Origin of the sequence: Pseudomonas pharyngis, assembly GCF_021602345.1 — a bacterium.
GTDB classification, from domain to species: Bacteria; Pseudomonadota; Gammaproteobacteria; order Pseudomonadales; family Pseudomonadaceae; genus Aquipseudomonas; species Aquipseudomonas pharyngis.
The window spans coordinates 1-17,084 of the sequence record NZ_BQID01000013.1; the positions used below are offsets into that span (position 1 = coordinate 1).

At 60.2% G+C, this 17,084-nt stretch carries 14 protein-coding genes and 1 pseudogene; 8 read left to right on the forward strand and 7 right to left on the reverse strand.

Going from position 1 to position 17,084, the window contains the following annotated elements; all coding sequences use genetic code 11:
- Positions 1 to 443: 443 nt before the first annotated feature.
- Entirely contained in the window at positions 444 to 1,400 is a 957-nt protein-coding gene (locus L6D74_RS23215) for a threonine dehydratase (RefSeq protein WP_236190576.1), read from the reverse strand.
- 94 nt (positions 1,401 to 1,494) lie between these two features.
- On the opposite strand from L6D74_RS23215, the gene L6D74_RS23220 reads away from it, so the two are divergent.
- The 3 genes from L6D74_RS23220 (at position 1,495) to yghU (ending at position 4,088) form a co-directional block, all read left to right on the forward strand.
- Positions 1,495 to 2,337 (forward strand): helix-turn-helix transcriptional regulator, encoded by an 843-nt coding sequence (locus L6D74_RS23220; RefSeq protein WP_236190577.1) that lies wholly within the window; start codon positions 1,495 to 1,497, stop codon positions 2,335 to 2,337.
- 242 nt (positions 2,338 to 2,579) lie between these two features.
- Positions 2,580 to 3,056: a hemerythrin domain-containing protein gene (locus L6D74_RS23225; protein WP_039770748.1), complete on the forward strand. Its 477-nt coding sequence runs from the start codon at positions 2,580 to 2,582 to the stop codon at positions 3,054 to 3,056.
- 192 nt (positions 3,057 to 3,248) lie between these two features.
- The gene (yghU, locus tag L6D74_RS23230; RefSeq protein ID WP_085648953.1) at positions 3,249 to 4,088 is read left to right on the forward strand and encodes a glutathione-dependent disulfide-bond oxidoreductase; all 840 of its coding nucleotides are present in this window, start codon (positions 3,249 to 3,251) and stop codon (positions 4,086 to 4,088) included.
- Between the two features lie 57 nt (positions 4,089 to 4,145).
- On the opposite strand, the gene L6D74_RS23235 is transcribed toward yghU, so the two are convergent.
- From L6D74_RS23235 to L6D74_RS30170, 3 genes and pseudogenes are all read right to left on the reverse strand, one after another.
- Positions 4,146 to 4,637, reverse strand: a complete 492-nt coding sequence (locus L6D74_RS23235) for a DUF2269 family protein (RefSeq protein WP_039770753.1) — start codon at positions 4,635 to 4,637, stop codon at positions 4,146 to 4,148.
- 2 nt (positions 4,638 to 4,639) lie between these two features.
- On the reverse strand, positions 4,640 to 5,767 hold the full coding sequence (locus tag L6D74_RS23240) for a saccharopine dehydrogenase family protein (protein ID WP_236190579.1): 1,128 nt from the start codon (positions 5,765 to 5,767) through the stop codon (positions 4,640 to 4,642).
- 141 nt (positions 5,768 to 5,908) lie between these two features.
- Positions 5,909 to 5,983 (reverse strand): annotated as a pseudogene (locus tag L6D74_RS30170) (LysE family translocator); the annotation flags it as partial.
- Positions 5,984 to 6,136: 153 nt separating this feature from the next.
- On the opposite strand from L6D74_RS30170, the gene glcD reads away from it, so the two are divergent.
- From glcD to L6D74_RS23260, 4 genes are all read left to right on the forward strand, one after another.
- Positions 6,137 to 7,636, forward strand: a complete 1,500-nt coding sequence (gene glcD / locus L6D74_RS23245; RefSeq protein WP_236190581.1) for a glycolate oxidase subunit GlcD — start codon at positions 6,137 to 6,139, stop codon at positions 7,634 to 7,636.
- Complete coding sequence (gene glcE / locus L6D74_RS23250) at positions 7,636 to 8,700, forward strand: glycolate oxidase subunit GlcE (protein ID WP_236190583.1); 1,065 nt, start codon at positions 7,636 to 7,638, stop codon at positions 8,698 to 8,700. Before glcD ends, glcE begins: the two co-directional genes overlap by 1 nt.
- 3 nt (positions 8,701 to 8,703) lie before the next feature.
- Positions 8,704 to 9,921 carry a glycolate oxidase subunit GlcF gene (gene glcF, locus L6D74_RS23255; protein WP_236190585.1) on the forward strand — a complete coding sequence of 406 codons (1,218 nt, stop codon included), beginning with the start codon at positions 8,704 to 8,706 and terminating at the stop codon, positions 9,919 to 9,921.
- 105 nt (positions 9,922 to 10,026) lie between these two features.
- Entirely contained in the window at positions 10,027 to 12,609 is a 2,583-nt protein-coding gene (locus L6D74_RS23260) for a bifunctional diguanylate cyclase/phosphodiesterase (RefSeq protein WP_236190587.1), read from the forward strand.
- 27 nt (positions 12,610 to 12,636) lie between these two features.
- Here L6D74_RS23260 and L6D74_RS23265 read toward each other — a convergent pair whose 3' ends face one another.
- On the reverse strand, positions 12,637 to 12,852 hold the full coding sequence (locus L6D74_RS23265) for a hypothetical protein (protein WP_064595557.1): 216 nt from the start codon (positions 12,850 to 12,852) through the stop codon (positions 12,637 to 12,639).
- 257 nt (positions 12,853 to 13,109) lie between these two features.
- Here L6D74_RS23265 and L6D74_RS23270 point away from each other — a divergent pair, with 257 nt between their 5' ends.
- Positions 13,110 to 13,880, forward strand: a complete 771-nt coding sequence (locus L6D74_RS23270; RefSeq protein ID WP_064595555.1) for a helix-turn-helix transcriptional regulator — start codon at positions 13,110 to 13,112, stop codon at positions 13,878 to 13,880.
- 68 nt (positions 13,881 to 13,948) lie between these two features.
- Here the strand turns inward: L6D74_RS23270 and L6D74_RS23275 are convergent, their stop codons facing one another.
- Complete coding sequence (locus L6D74_RS23275; protein WP_236190589.1) at positions 13,949 to 15,904, reverse strand: MacB family efflux pump subunit; 1,956 nt, start codon at positions 15,902 to 15,904, stop codon at positions 13,949 to 13,951.
- 2 nt (positions 15,905 to 15,906) lie between these two features.
- Positions 15,907 to 17,055, reverse strand: a complete 1,149-nt coding sequence (gene macA, locus L6D74_RS23280; protein WP_074687877.1) for a macrolide transporter subunit MacA — start codon at positions 17,053 to 17,055, stop codon at positions 15,907 to 15,909.
- Positions 17,056 to 17,084: the final 29 nt, after the last annotated feature.

Below are 17,084 nucleotides of genomic sequence, written 5' to 3' on the forward strand. Positions count from 1 at the left end.
ATCTGAGCCATGATCAAACTCTTCAGTTCAAACATCTTTGGGTTTTGAGAAAACCCTAAACTTGGCTCAGCAATCGTTGGTTACATCTTTGATTTCTCGCGGAGTAACTTGTGATGCTGATAATCTTTCTGACTATCAGTCTAACTCCACAAGCACCCACACGAATTGCTTGATTCAGTTGTTAAAGAGCGGTTGGTTAAGATCTTTCGTCTCAACCGAGGCGCGCATTCTACAGCAGCCTCATTTGCTGTCAAGTGATTATTTTCATTTAAATTCAATCACTTGCGTTAGAAGCAACTCAAGTTGCTCGCTAGCGGGAGGCGAATAATACAGGATCAAAACAGATGGTCAACCCCCCGAGTAAAAATTCCTTTCCATACCCGACAGGCCAGGTCGTACCTGCGAAAACTACCAAGCTCCGTACCGACTATATAAAGAAGCAATCATCCAATCACCCCCGCATAGATCGTTCGATCAACATTCCCCCCGGACAGAATCACACCGACCGTTTTCCCCTCCCGCCTTTCATGCTCCTGCATCAAGGCCGCCAACGCGGACGCGCCCGCCCCTTCCGCAAGGTTATGGGTATCGGTGTAATACACGCGCATGGCCTCGGCTATTTCCTCTTCGCTCACCGAGACGATCCGCGCCGCCCCCTTCCTATAGATGTCGAACGCCTCGGCAATAGGCCTGCGCACAGCAAGGCCGTCGGCAAAGGTGTTGGCCGACGCGGTTTCACAGATCGTTTTCGCTTCGAAAGACAGTTTGGCGGCCATTGCTTCCGTCGACACCACCCCTACTATCTCGGTACTCAGGCCCAACACATCCCGGGCAGCAATCACACCGCAGATTCCCGAACCACAGCCGATGGGCACATAGACGGTGTCCAACTCTGGCGCTGCACTGAACAGCTCAAGCGCATACGTCGCAACGCCCTTGACCAGTTCGGCATGAAATGGCGGCACCAGGTACAAGTCATGTTCCTGCGCCAGGCGAGCAGCCTCTTCGCGAGCTTCATCGAAGTCACGCCCGTACTCGACCACCTCACCGCCGAACCCGCGCATGGCGTTGTTCTTTTCCATTGAGTTGCCCTTTGGCACAACGATCAATGCCCTCAGCCCCACGGCACTGGCTGCCAGTGCAAGACTTTGGCCATGATTGCCACGCGTCGCAGAAACGATGCCTTTGACGCTCGGGTGCTCACGGCGCAGCCAGTTCATGAATGTAATGCCACCGCGCACCTTGAAGGCTCCGGTCGGTGTGTAATTTTCGTGTTTGACCCAAACCGTGCATCCCAACCGCTCGGCCAGCAAAGGCCAGCGATACTGGGCGGTAGCCGGCATCACCTGGTAAACCTGGCGGGCAGCGTGTTCGAGGTCATCGCGCGTGATTGTATGCATGAGCGTCTCCTTGGCTTTGCCCCAGTCTAGGCACGCAGGCGTCGCGTCGGCTTTCAAAAAACGAACCTGACTTTTATGCCATCCCTTCACTACTATGACGCTCATGAGTCATCGAAACCGTCAGCACATCACACCCCTTGCGGAACCGGTCCGTCGCATCGAGGCAGGTTCGTGGACGATCGAATTGCTGCCCGGCGCAGCCTACTCGGCACGCTACGTGGCGACCCAGTCAGCGATTGGCTTTGCCTTCGACAGCCAACGCGGCCTGCATGCCATCGGTACTGACCGGGTACGTCCCTTCGACGCGATGCCCAATGGCCTGGCGTTTGTCCCGGTCGGCTGTGATGTGTTGTCCGAGTCCCCCGTGGGCGGTGAATACCTGCGGGTCATCCGCACCAAAGGGGGTGCGTTGGCCGGAGATCGGCCATTCAACAACCGCATCGACCCGCAGGCCATTCTCCTCGCCCAGCGAGTGCGCAGAGCGCTGTTGCAGCCCAAATGGGACGATGACTGGGAAACCTGGGCGCTTGCGCTGGCTGAGCGCGCCGCAGTTCAGGACGTGCCAGTGCACCGCGGCTCGATCACCGACAGCCGAATGCGACGGCTGGATGAGTTCATTGACGCAGGTCTCAATGGCCCGCTCGATGTACTGTCGATGGCACACCTGCTCGAATTGTCCGAAGGCTATTTCACTCGCGCCTTCAAACAAGCCACGGGCAAAAGCCCCCATAGCTATTTGATCGACCGGCGCCTGGCCAGGGCTCGGGCGATGATATGCGACGGGAAAACGGCCTTGTCGCAGGTCGCCCTGGCCTGTGGATTCAATTCCCAGGCGCACCTGGCAAGCGCCTTCAAACAACGACTTGGCGTGAGTCCGGCACAATTACGCAAAAGTACTTGCCACAGCGCCAGCACCGGTAAACAACATCCGTCGTGATCGCTGTCTTCTGATCCGAAAAATCACGCCCACAACCCTTCGGGTCGTGTTCTGCAATGCCGATTGCACGTCGTTCATGCAGGCTGCACGAACCCCCTCAGCCCTGCTATCGCACAACCCCTGATCCAGACGCCTTTGGCCGAGACGCGCGACTGGCATGGCAAATGCGTTGTTCTTCGGGAATCCACGGCGCCGAGAGACATCGGACTGTGTTCTAACCCTGAATAGCAGAGGCAACCAACATGAACGCGATCGACCTTCTGAAAGCCGACCACGAGAAAGTCAAAGGGATCCTGAGTCAACTCAGCGAATCGACGGACCGGGCCCTGAAAAAACGTGTCGAGCTACTGGGCAAACTGGAAATGGAGATCTCGATCCACACCCGACTCGAAGAGGAAATCCTTTATCCGGCCTTCAAGGAAGCCGGCACCAAGGAACAGGACATCATGTACTTCGAAGCCAAGGAAGAGCACCGCACCGTGGATTCGCTGGTGCTGCCAGACCTCAAACTGACTGATCCGGGGACGCCCGAGTTCGCTGGTCGGGTCAAAGTGGTCAAGGAGCTTCTGGAGCATCACATCGAAGAGGAAGAAACCGAGATGTTTCCGCAGGCAAAAAAACTCCTCGGCAAAGCGAAGCTCGATGAACTGGGCGAACAAATGGAAGCGATGAAAGCCAGCTACAAAAAGGAAATGATGGCCGGCAACGTGGCGGCGTGATGTTCCCGAAACCCAGAAAGCCCGGCATCTGCCGGGCTTTTCTTTGGGTTGATATCACGCTCGATTCCCGCGAATTTTCATCCGCCCGCCGGTGGCATTCAAACGCCGTTGTGTGGTGTCCTGTCCGTCATGAGCCCGCTGTTCCCATACGGGCTCACAACATTCCGGCCATTAACCGATGAGGTCCGTTTCATGAGCAAGACGTCTTACGTGCCACCCAAGGTCTGGAAACACAGCGCGCCTTCCGGCGGCCAATTCGCCAATATCAATCGCCCGATTGCCGGGCCGACGCATGAAAAAACGCTGCCGATCGGCAAGCACCCGCTGCAGCTCTACTCACTGGCCACGCCCAATGGCGTGAAGGTAACCATTCTGCTCGAAGAATTACTGGCGCTCGGCTGCACCGACGCTGAATACGATGCCTGGCTGATCCGCATCAACGAAGGAGACCAGTTCTCCAGCGGATTTGTCGAGATCAACCCCAACTCGAAAATTCCGGCTTTATTGGACCGCAGCGTGGAACCGGGCATTCGCGTATTCGAATCCGGGTCGATCCTGTTGTATCTGGCGGAGAAATTCGGCGCCTTCCTGCCCTCCGATCCGGCGGGTCGCACCGAAACCCTGAACTGGCTGTTCTGGCAGATGGGTGCTGCGCCGTATCTGGGCGGTGGCTTCGGGCATTTCTATGCGTATGCGCCGGAAAAACTCGAATACCCGATCAATCGATTCACCATGGAAGCCAAGCGTCAGCTGGATGTACTCGATCGCCGCCTGAGCGAAAGCCCTTACCTTGCCGGCAACGACTACACCATCGCCGACATCGCGGTCTGGCCGTGGTACGGACAACTGGTGCGCAACAATGTGTACTCCGCCGCCGAGTTTCTGAGCGCCCATGAATACACCCACGTGCAGCGCTGGGCGCAAGAGATTGCCGAACGACCTGCGGTGATTCGCGGCCAGCGCGTCAACCGGACGTGGGGCGATGAAGCGAGCCAGGTTCCAGAACGGCATCAAGCAAGCGATCTCGATTGAACTTCACCTGATACGACGCAACGTCCGGTGCGAAGTCTGTATCGGGCGTTGCGTTCGCTACACCAACAAGTCAGCCCACTGTCCCGGCGTCATCTTCGTCACCATCAGCAGCACGATCACGAACATCCCCAGAAAACCGGCAACCCCCATCCAGAACCATTTTCGGTACACGCAACGGTACTCATCGGCAAGCCCGCCCCCCGTTTCGACTGCGCTCGACGCCATCATGTACAAACGCTTCTGAAGCACCAATACCGGTAACCAGAGCGACCCGACGCACAGGAAAATGATCAAGGAGGTCAGGACCCATTCCGTGGTCAGAGGCAGTCCGGCAAGCCTGGTCAACCCGTAACCCGTCACGATCTGGATAAAGCCCGCCGGCGTGGTGATCCAGGCGTCGAACCGTACGACCATTCTCGACACGTGCGCTATCACCAAAGGGTTGGCTGTACGGCTCGCGGCGATCAGGTAGAGGTACGAGCCCATGCCGAATCCGAACAGGAAAACCGCGGCGACGATGTGAATGTATTTGAGGCACAGATAGAGCACGGTCAGTTCTGCCCATCAGAGAAATGCATCGACAGGCTCAGATTCTGCGGATCGTTGATGGCCGCCATGTATTCGTCGACAGTGATCTCGCCCACGCAAGGACGCGCGCCAGCCTCGGGCGGATATCCCCGGGCGATTTTCGCAGCCAGGGCAACGGCTGCGCAGCTCGGGATCTCCGGCCCCTTGTCATTGCGGGCGGTGAGCTGGACCGTCATGGCCAGCGGATTGCCGTCGATGCCGAGCCCCTTCACGTCGATGTACATCGCGCTTTTGCCATCACCGAATCGCTCGAACCAGGTGCCCCAACGATGAAGCCGCGCCGCCCAGGGAACATGATCACGAAACGCACCAAACCTGCGGGCCAGGGCGAACAGGCCGTTGGCCACTCCACCCAGCTTAAGGCCCGCACCCGCCTTGAAACTCAAGGTTCGGGCACCATAGCGGCTGGCAAAAATGTCCATGTCCGGCACGTCGACATTCGCCAGCACCCGAACGCCCAGGTGAGGCATCTTGCGCAACGTCAGGTCGAGCCAGCCTGCCACCTCATGAACCTGGCCATTCCTGAGCTGCCTGATCGGCTTGCCGGCGTAGGCCAGAACACCTTCAACCGTCGAAAGGCCCGGCATTTTCGCCGACGAGGAAATGCCATGTTCGATCGAATCGATACGAGAGAAGCGATACTGATGCTCATCGATAAGGGCCGATGAAAGTGTCGGCACCGAACTGCAACCGCTGAGAATTGCCACGCCAGCCTGTTTCGCACGGGCATCGAGGACTCCGATGCCGTTGACGAACGTTCGGCAGTCGGACAAGTCGCAATAATGCACACCCGCGTCTATGCAGCGCTCGGCGACCGCATAGGATTGCCCTTGAAACGGGCCCCCGGTGTGGATGACCAATTGGATGTTCATCGTTTTCAGAACCGCTTCAAACCCTTCCCCCATCGCATTGCCGCACCAACTCTCGCAGACGACGCCCGACAGGGTTTTCAGCTCGTCGACTTTGCGCATCAGTTTCTGAGGGTCGCGACCGGAGATCACCAGCGTGATGTCCGGCATCGCAATCAAATGCCGGCTGACAATGCTGCCGAAATTCCCGTAACCGCCGACCACTAAAACCCTGAGTGCCACGCAATGCTTCCTTGAAATAATTGAATGATTTCAGTCGTACCTCTGTGAGCTACGCACCTGCTGACGCATCGTCAGAATCGCAGCCCCGAAGCCGATGAACCGGTCTCACCACCCGGATGGCCCAACGGGACAGCGCAGGCTAAGGGGCTCGGGTCCAGGGCTGGCAATGGCAATCGCGGCAACCTGGGTAAAGGCCAGAATCGAGTGAGAGTCCATTCCATGCTCATTGGGGTGAAGTGGCGGCATATTACAGGAGCACGCGGGACAACGAACTACCGGACGCTACGCTTTACTTCTCGGTGTCAGCGGCCCAATGATGGAAACCGGCACCGACCTCGAATAACGACAACGGAGGGTCGCCCACCGATCATGAACATTCTCTACGACGAACAGGTCGACGGCGCCTTGCCCGACGTCGACAAAGCCGCGCTTCTGCAAGCCCTGCAGCACCAATGGCCAGACCTGGACGTGCTGCATCAGCGCGAGGAACTGAAACCGTACGAGTGCGATGGCCTCTCGGCCTACCGCACCACGCCGCTGCTGGTGGTACTGCCACGGCACATCGATGAAGTTCAGGGCGTGTTGCAGATCTGCCATGAACGACGGGTGCCGGTGGTGGCCCGGGGCGCGGGGACCGGTTTGTCCGGCGGTGCATTGCCGCTGGAAAAAGGCGTGCTGCTGGTGATGGCGCGTTTCAACAACATCCTGCAGATCGACTCAAAGGCCCGCACTGCACGGGTTCAACCCGGTGTGCGCAACCTGGCGATTTCCCAGGCCGCCGCGCCGTTCGGGCTGTATTACGCACCTGACCCTTCCTCGCAAATCGCCTGCTCGATCGGCGGCAACGTGGCGGAAAACGCCGGTGGTGTGCATTGCCTCAAGTACGGCTTGACCGTGCACAACCTGCTCAAGGTCGAGATCCTCACCGTCGATGGCGAACGCCTGACGCTGGGTTCGGACGCACTGGATTCCCCCGGTTTCGACCTGTTGGCGCTGTTCACCGGTTCCGAAGGCCTGCTCGGGGTCATCACCGAAGTCACGGTCAAACTTTTACCCAAACCGCAGACGGCCAAAGTGCTGCTGGCGGCGTTCGACTCCGTGGAAAAGGCTGGCCGCGCCGTGGCGGATATCATCGCGGCCGGCATCATTCCCGGTGGCCTGGAGATGATGGACAATCTGGCGATCCGCGCTGCTGAAGACTTCATCCACGCCGGTTATCCGGTGGATGCCGAGGCGATTCTGCTCTGCGAACTCGATGGCGTTGAAGCCGATGTTCACGATGACTGTGCGCGGGTCCGACAAGTGCTCGAGCACGCCGGCGCCACCGAACTGCGTCAGGCCCGGGACGAAGCCGAACGCGTGCGATTCTGGGCCGGACGCAAAAACGCCTTCCCCGCCGTGGGCCGGTTGTCGCCGGACTATTACTGCATGGATGGCACCATCCCGCGCCGCGAGTTGCCCGGCGTACTGCATGCGATTGCACAGCTTTCAGCCGAATACGGCCTGCGAGTCGCCAACGTATTCCATGCCGGCGACGGCAACATGCATCCACTGATTCTGTTCGACGCCAACCAGCCCGGCGAGCTGGAACGTGCTGAAACGCTGGGTGGCAAGATCCTCGAACTGTGCGTCAAGGTCGGCGGCAGCATCACCGGTGAACACGGCGTGGGCCGGGAAAAAATCAACCAGATGTGCGCGCAGTTCAACAGTGATGAGCTGACCCTGTTCCACGCCGTCAAAGCCGCGTTCGATCCCGGCGGCCTGCTCAACCCCGGCAAAAACATTCCGACCCTGCACCGCTGCGCCGAATTCGGCGCCCTGCACGTGCATCACGGGCAGTTGCCCTTCCCCGAACTGGAGCGGTTCTGATGGGCGACGCGATGGATTTCGATGACAGCGCCGCGCTGCTCGAACAGGTCAACCGGGCACTGGAAAACGCCACGCCGCTGCGCATTCAAGGGGCCAACAGCAAGGCGTTTCTCGGGCGCATCGTCGGTGGCGAGATTCTCGACACCCGCGCCCATCGCGGCATCGTCAGCTACGACCCGACCGAACTGGTGATCACCGCACGCTGCGGTACTCCACTAGTGGAACTGCTGGCCGTGCTGGACGCTTCGCAACAGATGCTGGCGTGCGAACCACCGGCCTTCGCCGACGATGCCACGGTCGGCGGCATGGTCGCCAGTGGCCTGTCCGGGCCGCGTCGGCCCTGGTCGGGATCGGTGCGCGACTTTGTGCTCGGCACACGGATCATCACCGGTCATGGCAAACACCTGCGGTTCGGCGGCGAAGTCATGAAGAACGTCGCCGGTTATGACCTGTCGCGCCTGATGGCCGGCAGTTACGGCTCGCTCGGGGTGATCACCGAAGTCTCGCTCAAGGTGCTGCCCAAACCGCGAGCGTGCCTGAGCCTCAGTCTGGAAATGCCCAGCGAACAGGCGTTGCTGCGTCTGGCCGAATGGGGCCAGCAACCGTTGCCGATCAGCGCCGCGTGTCACGATGGCCAGCAACTGCATTTGCGTCTTGAGGGTGGCGAAAGTTCGGTGGCGGCCGCCCATGATCGCCTGGGTGGCGAGCTGATCGACAGTTCGTTCTGGGCCGATCTCAACGAACAACACCTGGCCTTCTTCGACGAAGACCAACCGCTCTGGCGCCTGTCCGTGCCGCTGAACACGCCGCCGCTGAACCTGCCCGGCCAGCAGTGGCTCGACTGGGGCGGCGCGCAACGCTGGCTCAAATCGACGGCCGAAGCTGCGGTCATTCGCAAAGTGGTCGACGAAGTCGGCGGGCATGCGACCTGTTATAGCCACGGTCTGATCGACGAGCCGTTCCATCCTCTGGCGCCCGCCCTGCTGCACTATCACCGCCAACTCAAACGACAACTCGACCCCCGGGGCATTTTCAATCCCGGGCGTCTGTACGCGGAGCTTTGAGCCATGCAGACCACCCTCAGCCCGCAAGCCCGGCAACTGCCCCGCGCCGAAGAGGCCGAAAGCATCCTGCGCACGTGCGTTCATTGCGGATTCTGCAACGCGACCTGCCCGACTTATCAATTGCTCGGCGATGAACTGGACGGCCCGCGCGGACGCATCTACTTGATCAAGCAAGTGCTCGAAGGCAACGAAGTCACGGCAAAAACCCAGCAGCATCTGGATCGCTGCCTGTCATGCCGCAACTGTGAAACCACCTGCCCTTCCGGCGTGGACTATCACAACCTGCTCGACATCGGCCGGGCGGTGGTGGACGCCGCCGTCCCGCGGCCGCTCGGGCAGCGTCTGTTGCGTGAAGGACTTCGACGCGTCGTGCCCGATCCACGGTTGTTCAAAGGGCTGATCAACGCCGGCCAGATGTTTCGGGCGCTATTGCCCCATACCCTGCAAGACAAACTGCCACGCAACGTGGCGCTGCCTGCCCCACGACCCGCCATCCGTCATGCGCGGCAAGTGCTGATGCTCGAGGGTTGCGTGCAGCCAGGTTTGTCACCCAACACCAATGCCGCAGCGGCGCGGGTGCTGGATCGTCTGGGCATCAGCGTGATTCCTGCTCGCGAGGCTGGCTGCTGCGGCGCGGTGGATTATCACCTTGACGCCCAGGCCACCGGCCTTGAGCGCGCCCGCCACAACATTGATGCGTGGTGGCCGGCCATCGAACAGGGTGCCGAGGCGATCGTGCAGACCGCCAGCGGTTGCGGTGCATTCATCAAGGATTACGGGCATTTGCTTCGCGCCGACCCGGCCTATGCCGAAAAGGCCAAAGCCGTCAGCGCGCTGGCAAAAGATCTGGTTGAGGTGCTGCGCGAAGAGCCGCTCGAATCCTTAGGCATCCACGCCAATCAACGTGTGGCTTTCCATTGCCCCTGCACCTTGCAGCACGCGCAGAAACTTGGCGGTGCGGTGGAGTCGGTGCTGACACGACTGGGCTTCGACCTGACTGCCGTCCCCGACGCCCATCTGTGCTGCGGCTCGGCAGGTACTTACTCGATCACCCAACCGGCACTGGCCAGGTCACTGCGCGACAACAAACTCGCTGCGCTGGAGAGTGGTCATCCCGAGATCATCGCCACCGCCAACATCGGCTGCCAGATACACCTCGACGGCGCCGGCCGCACGCCCGTCAGGCACTGGATCGAGCTGGTGGACGCGCATTGCCGATGAAAGTCCGAGGTGCCTGCTAACCTTCAAGCGGTGGCGCAGACAAGACTGAACATTGCGTCGTTCCAAATGTTCTAGATGCCGTAATCACGGATCAAGGATGAGCGAATGGACTTCTCCACTCATGCGGCCCCGCTCCCCTCGCCTCAACGTACCGCCACCCGGCGTCTCGCGTTTGCCGTAGGCGCGCTGTTCGTTGCCGGGGTCATCACGGCAGTCGGTGCCCTGTTAAGTATTGCGGCGCGGCTCGATGATGACGATGTGAACGACAACCTGTTCTATACGACCCGAGCACTGGAAAACCGCATCCTCGCATCAAAAAACTACATCACCAGTTACGCCTACTGGACGACGGCCTATGAGCATCTGAGCGGTCAGGTCGACACAAACTGGGCCTACGTTGAACAAAACCTGGGTAAAACCCTGTTCACCAGCGATGGCTATGACGGCGTATTTGTACTGAACCGGGAACAGACCAAATATGCGGTGGTGCGCGGCCAGTTGGTCGAAGCAGATATCTCCAGTTTTCTCCAGGCGTCCGCCACTGCGCTGGTCGACCAGGTACAACTGCAAAGCGACCTCACCAGGCCCGTCAATACCTATTCATTGTTTGAAGACTGGCCGGCACTGGTGACGGCGGCGGCCATCATTCCCAATGACGAGCGCCCCACCGAAGAACCCCGTAACACCTCTGTGCTGGTATTCGTCGACAAGCTGACGCCAGCCAAACTGCGAAAGATCGGCAGCGGCTTCGGCCTGAACAACCTGACCCTTGCCCCGGACGAAACCATCGAAGCAGGCCAGCCCAGAGTGCCGCTGGACAGTACCGGTTACAGCCTGGTCGCTGACCTGGAGCGGCCGGGGCAACGGTTGTTGTGGTCATTGCTGCCCACGCTTGGCAGCATTTTGCTCATTCTCATGCTGTTGACCGGTTACTTTTTCCGGCATGCCTTGCGTTCGTCGAAGTACGTGGACAACAGCCTGGAAGCAATGCAGACCTCACACCAGGCAATGCAAGCGGCCAATCAGGCCCTCGAGGCCAGCGAGGAGCGTTTTCGCGCCGTGGCTGAAGCGGCCTCCGACTGGATCTGGGAAATCGACCGGCATCTGTCTCTCACGTATCTCTCGGCGCGCTTCAGTACCGTGACCGGCTATGCACGTGAGCAGTGGCTGGGACAGGACATCATGCAGTTACTGTTTTGCGATACCACGCCGCTGGAGCTGTGGCTCAAGAAACTGAACGAAGAGGTCAACGCCAGTGACCTGCGCTGTACCTACCGCGATGAGACGGGGCAGCAACGCTATTGCCGGCTGTCCGCCCGGCCGATCGTCGAAAACCATTGCATCGTCGGTTATCGCGGCACCGCCAGCGACATCACCGATGAAGTCGCCGCCCATGCACAGATCCAGCACCTGTCCATGCACGACGCGCTGACGGGGTTGCCCAACCGCAACAAGCTGGCGCGCTACCTGGAAGAAGCCCTGCAACTCAAGGAGCATGCCGCGCCCCTGTCACTGCTGATGATCGATCTGGACAACTTCAAGCCGATCAATGACTCATTGGGCCATCCTGCCGGTGATGCGGTCCTGCAGGAAGTCGCCAGACGCCTGCGCGAATGCACACGGGATCACGACATTGTTGCGCGGCTCGGAGGCGACGAGTTCGTCGTCGTACTCAGTGGCATGGACTCGCATCAGGAAATCGACAGGTTCTGCACACGCCTGATCGGCAGTCTGCATGAGCCGGTGATGTTCGAGCATCATCCGTTGCACATCGGTGCCAGCATCGGCATCACCCTGAGCCGGCGCCACGGCTTCGAAGCCGCAGAGCTGATTCGCTGCGCCGACATCGCGCTCTACCAGGCCAAGTCGGAAGGCAAGAACACCTGGTGCTATTTCGAAGCGCACATGAGCGACCAGATCCAGACGCGCCGGCAACTGGAAGACGACTTGCGCAAGGCGCTGAAAGACAACGAGCTGGTGCTGCACTATCAGCCGCGTTACAAGGTGGACGGCAAGGAAATCGTTTCGGTTGAAGCCCTGGTGCGCTGGCAGCATCCGACGAAAGGGCTGCTCGGTCCCGATCTGTTCATTCCCTTGGCGGAGCAGACAGACCTGATCGTCCCCCTCGGTCGCTGGGTACTGCGCGAAGCCTGCCGGACCGCCCTGACATGGCCTGAAGAAATCCTCTTGTCGGTGAACCTCTCCCCTGCCCAGTTTGCACTGAGCGACGTCGTCCAGGACGTGCGCGAAGTGCTGGTCGAAACCCGTTTTCCAGCCAGCCGCCTGGAACTGGAGATCACCGAAAACGTCATGCTCAACGACACCGACGGTGCGCTGACGACCATGAACGCACTCAAAGAACTGGGCGTGCGGTTGAACATGGATGATTTCGGCACCGGCTACTCCTCGCTGGGCTACTTGCGTGCCTATCCGTTCGATGGCATCAAGATCGACAAGCGCTTCATCGCGTCCATCAGCACCGGCAGCAATGATCGTGCGGTGGTGCAAGCCATCATCGGGCTGGGCAAGGCCATGGGCCTGAACGTCACGGCCGAAGGCGTCGAGACCGAAGAGCAACTGGCCATTCTCGGCAAGGATCAATGCAACGAAGTGCAGGGTTATTTCATGAGCCGGCCCATCGACAAGACGGCGTTCGCGCGTCTCTTGCAGGCCACGGGGCGTCTTTGACTCGTCGGCCGGCACCTGGTTTGCGCTTCATCCGCTTGCCCCCGCCTCGTTGCGGGTAAACACGTTGCCCGCATCGCGCACCAACTGACGCCATTCGGCGTTGCTGATGAGCCCCTGTTCCAGCATGTCGTCGGCCCCCTTGAGCAAGTCGTCATATTGGTCCTGCGGATCGAACGGCTCTTGCGATTGTGTCGCCAGCTTGCGCCATGCCGACAGTGACTCTTTCTTGCGCTGATCGTACATTTCGAATGTCTCGCTAAGATGACACGCGGTAGAGCCGTGCTGCTTCTGCGTCGTTCTACGCATTCGACGAATGGAAGCCGACCGGGTGGCGGCCACTGAATGTTGGTTATGAGCTAATAACCCCTTCATTAAACGGTCGCTCAAACGTTGTACTAGGATAGGATCCAAATTTCCCGATTTGTGGTCGCCGGCCAAGGACTTCCGCCGGAGACTCGGGGAAAGCGCAATTCCCCCATTGCTACTCATGGATGAAACACATGAACTCACACCTGTTCCCTCACATCGGCAAAGTCATCGCCAGCACCGGCAGCCGGCATTTTCCGCGAATGCTGCACGACCTGATCCTCACCCAACTGGCCGTGGATGCCACACACATCCGGCAGATGCGCGTGGAGCCGGTCGCACGTACGCAACCGCGCACCGAGCAGGAATGCCCCAAAGAGGCGGCACTGACGGCCGAGACGGTGTATTCCGAACTGAGCACCGATCCCGGCAACAGTGACGTGCCCGCCCCCGAACCCTCCACGGTCACCGATGCTTCGCAGTTGCACCTGACCCGGCGCAAGGACGGTTACCGTTATGTGATTTCCGTGTACCGCTGCGGCCCGTCGAAGCGCTTCTCCGCGCGAGAGCGCAGTCTGTTGCAGGACATCTCCCCGGTGTTGCTGCCGATGGTGGAAAAGCACATCCACGCGCTGCAACCGGCGAGTGCGGATCCCGAGGCGCAGGCCGCAGCGACCGAAGCTTCGCTTCAAGGCCTTGAAACCCTGCGCCTGCGTTTTTGCGAGCGCGTGCAGCAACTGGGCCTGAGCCTGTCCAACCGTGAACTGGAAGTGTGCGTCGGTCTGCTGGCCGGGCGCACCGCGCCTGAACTGGCCGAGCAATTACAACTGAAGGTCAATACCGTCGAGAGCTACCTCAAGCGCGCCGCCATCAAACTGGGAATCAGCGGCCGCCATTCGCTGATGCGCTGGATGTATTCGCCTGAGGACTGCCCGGCCGCCTGCGACCCGTCCAACGCTGCCTGATCGATCACACGCCTGTAAAAAAACCGCTGTCCTGCCAGGGACGGCGGTTTTTTTTCATGTCCGGCCCCTCAGTCCCGCGCCAAGGCCTCGATCGGGTCGAGCCGCGATGCATTGCGCGCCGGCACGAAGCCGAACACGATGCCGATCAGCGTCGAGCAGATCACCGCCGTCAACACCGAGCTCAACGAGAACACCATTTCCCATTCCTTGATGAACAGCGAAAACAGGTGGCCGATGGCGTAACTCAACGAGATTCCAATCGCCCCGCCCAGCAGACAGACCATCACCGCCTCCACCAGAAACTGCTGACGAATGTCCGACTGCCGCGCCCCGACCGCCATTCGGATACCGATCTCGCGGGTCCGTTCGGTGACCGACACCAGCATGATGTTCATCACCCCGATGCCGCCGACCACCAGCGAAATCACTGCAATCAGCGACAGCAACAGCGCCAGAGAGCGGCTGGTTTTCTGCACCGTCTGCATGACGCTGTCGAGGTTGTTGGTGAAGAAATCCTTGGTGCCGTGGCGCTGCAGCATCAGTTTGTTGACGTTGTCTTCCACGACCTTGCTCGGTTGGCCGTCCTTGATCCGCACGCTGATGCTGTCCAGGTAGCGCTGGCCCAACAGCCGCCCGGCTGCGGTTTCGTAAGGCACCCAGACGTTGAGCGACTTGCTCGACGAGAAGATGTTCTTCTTTTCTGCCGCCACACCGATCACGGTGCACGGCAGGTTGCCGATCAGGATCACCTGTCCCAGCGGATCGACTCCCTCGCCGAATAACCGTTGGCGGGTGTTGTGATCGATCACCACCACCTGCGCCTGGCGTCGGGCATCGTTTTCACTGAACGCAATGCCCGACTCCATCTTGATTCCGCGCACCTGGAAGTACAGATCGCTGACGCCGTTGACCTGGGCATCGAGATCGATGTTGCGATAGCGCAGCAACAGATTGCGCCCGACCACCGGCGTGGCGCTGTCGACGTAATACAGCTGGTTGAGCGCCGTCACATCCGCCGGCACCAGGGTTTCGATGGCCGCCGAGCGACTGTCGCCGAAACTGGTGCCGGAATAGATATCGATGGTGTTGCTGCCGATGGCCTGAATGTCCTTGAGCACATAGCGCTTGGCCCCTTCCCCGATGGCCGAAATCGACACCACCGAGGTGATGCCGATGACGATCCCAAGCATGGTCAGCAGGGTGCGCATGCGATGCGAGATCAGCGCGACCCAGGCCATGTTGAAGGCCTCCTTGAACAACCCGAGGCTGGCCACCAGACGCCGCGCCCCCGTGGATTTGGGGACCGCGTCCTCATTGCTCAATGCCGTGCTGTCGCGCTCGTTGCGGCGGTCGCTAAGGATTTCGCCGTCACTGACCTCAATGATGCGCTCGGCATTGGCCGCGACCTTGGGGTCATGGGTCACCAGAATCACCGTGTGCCCGGCCGCGTGCAGCTCCAACAGGATGCGCATCACCTCCTTGCCGCTGGTGGTGTCGAGGGCGCCGGTCGGCTCGTCCGCGAGGATCACTTCGCCGCCGTTCATCAGCGCCCGGGCGATACTGACCCGCTGCTGCTGACCGCCCGAGAGTTGGCTCGGGCGATGGGTCAGGTGCCCCTCCAGCCCAAGGCGCGCCAACAATTCACGGGCTCGCGCATGGCGTTGTGGTTCCGGCGTGCCGGCGTAGATTGCCGGCATCTCGACGTTGTGCATCGCGCTCAAGTGCGGCAGCAAGTGGTAGCGCTGGAAGATGAAGCCGAAATAGTCGCGACGCAGTTCGGCCAGCGCCTGGCTGTCCAGATCGCGGGTTTCCCGGCCGTTGATCCTGTAGCTGCCGGCTGTGGCGTAATCGAGGCAGCCGAGGATGTTCATCAGGGTCGATTTGCCGGAGCCCGAGGCGCCGATGATCGCGACCATTTCCCCGGCATGGATCGTCAGGTTGATGTTCTTCAGCGCGAGGAATTCGCGATCGCCAGCCTTGAAGCTGCGGCTGATGCCGGTCAGTTGCAGCAGAGGTTCGCTCATGCTCATGCCCCTGCCACTTTCGTCACCGGATCACCGATCACCACCCGGTCGCCTTCGGCCAGGCCTTCGTTGACCTGCACCTTGACGTTGTTGTTGATCCCGGTCTGCACATTGCGCGACTGCGCCTGGCCCTTGGCGTCCAGCACCCGCACCGGGAAGCTGCCATCGCTGTTGCGTGGGCCCAGCGCGGCAACCGGAATCGTCAGCACCGATTTGGCGGTGTCGAGCACCACCCGCACCTGAGCGGTCATGGAAATACGCAAACGGTGATCGGGATTCGGCACCTCGAACAGCGCGTTATAGAACACCGCAGTGTTCTGCTTCGGCGTGCCGGCGGGCGGCGTTTCGAGGAAGTTCTGCGGCGCAGGCTCAGTGCCGCGCAGTTTGCCGTAATAACGTTTGTCCTCACCAAGAATGGTGAAGTACACCTCCTGCCCCGGTGCAATGTGAATGACATCGGCCTCCGACACCTGAGCCTTGACGGTCATGGTGTCCAGGTCCGCCAGTTTGAGCAGGATCGGTGCCAGCTGGTTAGCGATCACGGTCTGGCCTTCCTGGGTCACGATGCCCACCACATCGCCGTCGATGGGCGCGACGATTCGTGTGTAGGCCAGATTGACCTTGGCGGTGTCGATCTGGATGTGTGCGCTCTTGATCTGTGCATCCAGCGACAACAGATTGGCCTGCTGCACTTCGTAGTTCGATTGCGCGGTTTCGAAATCCTGCCGCGAGATCGAGGCGTCCTCCTGCAGGTTCTGATAGCGCTCGTAGATGGCCTTGGTCTGGCGCAGTTGAGCCTGAGTCGCCCGGCGCTGGGCTTGCAGATTCTCCTCATCGACCTGTGCCTGACGCAGGGTGTTCTGCAGCACCAACGGATCGATTTCCGCCAGCCACTGGCCCTTCTTGACCTTGTCGCCGACCTTGACCTTCAGCGACTTCAACTGCCCCGAAACCTGGGCGCCGACGTCCACCTGCTTGATGCCCTCCAGCAAACCGGTGGCCAGCACTGCGTTTTCAATGTCAGCGCGTTCGACCGTGGCGGTCAGGTATTGCGGCGCCTCGGCCGGCGCCTGCACCGTGTAGAACACCAACCCGGCCACCAGCGTCAACGCGATTCCCAGACCGACTTTGCGCACCTTCGACTGTTCCATAAATGACCACAATTCCGTTCAGGGTTGAG